The following is a 2,378-nucleotide window of genomic DNA, read 5'->3' as shown; positions in this document are numbered from 1 at the left end:
ATCTCGGCTATTTCAACTTCGTGCGGAAAGCGCCCTGGCTCTGGTTCTTGGTCTATCTTGCTTCGGTCGCGGTATCCGGGCTGTTCCTGTTACGGGCCGGGGGCCGTCCTTCCGCAAAGGGCGTGACCTTAAACTCTGCATGGCGCGGCTATATGTCGATGGAAATGGCGATCCTTGGGCTTTATGGCGTCGGTCTGTTGCTGTTTCCCCTGACATTCGGCGGCTTTTGGCCGTGGCCGATCGACGCCTTCCACGCTCAGGTTTACAGCGCCATCTTCCTCGCCGGAGCGGGCGGCACATATCTCGTCTGGAAAAGCGCGCCGCACGAAGAGTTGCTGGTGCTCGGTCTGGCGCAGTTTCTGGTCGGCTTGTTTGCCATCCTTGGCCTTGTCATCACCGAGGCCGTAATGCACCGGATCGACTGGACGGCGACGGGAACATTGTGCTGGCTCGCCCTTTTCGGCTGGATCGGAATCAGCGGCATCTTCAAACTCTACGCCGTCTCCCGGTACTTCAGCGCGCAATCGGCATCATAGGATGATGAGATGGCTGGATTTTCAGATGATGCCCGGTGCATCGTGCCGGGCCTATTGCCTTTGCCGGGAAAGCCATGACCAGCACGACCTCGCCATTCCCAAAGAAAATCCAGCCGCAACTCCGGGCCATTCGGCCAAGCGATGCGGAGGCGCTTTGCGCCATCTTCAACATGCCGGGCTTCCGCTGGGGCACGCTCAGGGTGCCATTCGAGATGGTGGAGCAGGTAGAACGGCGTATCACCAAGTCCGGCCAGGAAACCACCTGGATCGTTGCCGAGCTGGACGGCAAGGTCGTCGGCCATGGCAGCCTTGTCGTGCAGGGTTCGCCGCGCCGTTCGCATATCGGCGAGATCAATATCGGCCTTGACGATGGCTTTGTCGGCAAGGGTATCGGCTCTGCCATACTTGGCGCGCTGCTTGACGTGGCCGACAACTGGCGCGCCCTGAAGCGAGTCGAATTGACCGTCTATGCCGACAATGAACCGGCCATCCGCCTCTACACAAGCCACGGCTTCGAGGTCGAAGGCCGGCATGTGAAGGCCGGCTTTACCGAAGGACGGTATCACGACCTTCTGAGCATGGCCCGGCTGCGGTTCTGATGACCAGGGACTTTGATCCGACCCTTAAGGCTCCGGTGGATGTTCTGGCAGTGCTATCACTGCTCTGCCCGGAAGTCGTGCGTGATATCGAGCAGAACTGGAATGCACCGGTTTCCGAATACGCCCGCCATCTGTGGCGGCCGGTGGCAAGACCTGCTTCGGGTCCGGCGATCGCTGCCCGTTCGATCCTGCTTGATATACTGCATCAGCGCCTTGATTTGATCATGCAGCCTGAAGAGGTCGGCAAGGCCCTTGAAGAATTCGACCACAGACCGGTGATCCAGTCCGGCCTACACTGCCTGCTGCTGATGGACAGGATCACCTTCGATGCCCTCCTGTTTGCCTGGCTCGGCGCGGTCGAAAACGGGCTGTCGGCGTTCGTCGGCTTCATGGGAACGACGATGACCATGGAGACAATTGGCCGGGAGGGGCCGGGATGGCTCGATGTCGGCGACGACAAGGTCAACTTGTTTGGCATGGGGCGCCACAAACTATGCCGCAAAAGCGCCTGCGCGGCCGGCCCGGTCACCCTCAACAAGCGGGCGCTCGAAGCGGTGGGCGACGAAACGGATGCCAGCCGCTGGCTGGGCACACTGCTCGCCAGCCAGGACAAGGTGTTTGGAACCGCCGCCGATGCACTGACAGACCTCAACGAGGATCTGGTCGCCGATTGGGATCGTTCTGGCATGGCTCGGCCGGTGTTCATCGATGACCGGCTCGCGGCTTCCGTCGTGGCGCGGCATCTGGACCATGACGGCAGCCTTCTTTCCAAGCTGCTCCTTGAGCCCGCAAGGCGTCAGCGTCTCGAACGTACCCTGCAAGAGACCGAATCGGGCCCATTTGGCAGATTCCTGCCCAATGCCACGGCCTATTTCTGGGGCATTCGCGAGGAGCGCGTGCGCAAGCTTGTTTTCGAGAACGGGCACCTGATCGAGCCTGAAAGGCCGAACGGTCTTTCCATCCCGTTCGAGCGGGCGCATCTCAAGCAGGCGCTGCTGGAGGGCGTGCTGCTGCCGAACTTGTTCTTGACGTTCCTCGTTCTTGCCATATTGCCGCGCGTGCGGGTCGTGGGCGGCCTGAGGCAGATCGGTTATGTAGCGCTTTTCCACTCGATCCTGCTGGCTGCGCTGGATGAAACCGCGCCGGAAGAGCGCGGTCTGGCTGCCGAGTTGCAGGTTCGGGAAAATGCCTGGGGCACCCGGGTCATCGATGAAAAAATGTCGGTCCGCGAACAGGTTGCCGG

General features: G+C 60.9%; 2 protein-coding genes and 1 pseudogene. All 3 read left to right on the top strand.

Annotated elements, in window-relative coordinates:
- Window positions 1-536, top strand: a pseudogene (locus tag EN750_RS29705) (hypothetical protein); the annotation flags it as partial.
- Between the two features lie 74 nt (window positions 537-610).
- Complete coding sequence (locus EN750_RS29700) at window positions 611-1,135, top strand: GNAT family N-acetyltransferase (RefSeq protein ID WP_127398873.1); 525 nt, start codon at window positions 611-613, stop codon at window positions 1,133-1,135.
- Window positions 1,135-2,378: hypothetical protein (locus EN750_RS29695; RefSeq protein ID WP_127398872.1), on the top strand; the 1,244-nt coding region annotated here is incomplete at its 3' end. The genes EN750_RS29700 and EN750_RS29695, both read left to right, overlap by 1 nt.

Source organism: Mesorhizobium sp. M7A.F.Ca.ET.027.03.2.1 (assembly GCF_003999175.1).
Lineage (GTDB): Bacteria > Pseudomonadota > Alphaproteobacteria > Rhizobiales > Rhizobiaceae > Mesorhizobium.
Note: the sequence above shows the minus strand (reverse complement) of the source record. Positions and strands in the feature narration are given on the sequence as shown.

Coding starts and splice junctions, on each gene's coding strand:
- EN750_RS29700 (WP_127398873.1), top strand. CDS start 611: ATGACCAGCACGACCTCGCCATTCCCAAAGAAAATCCAGCCGCAACTC.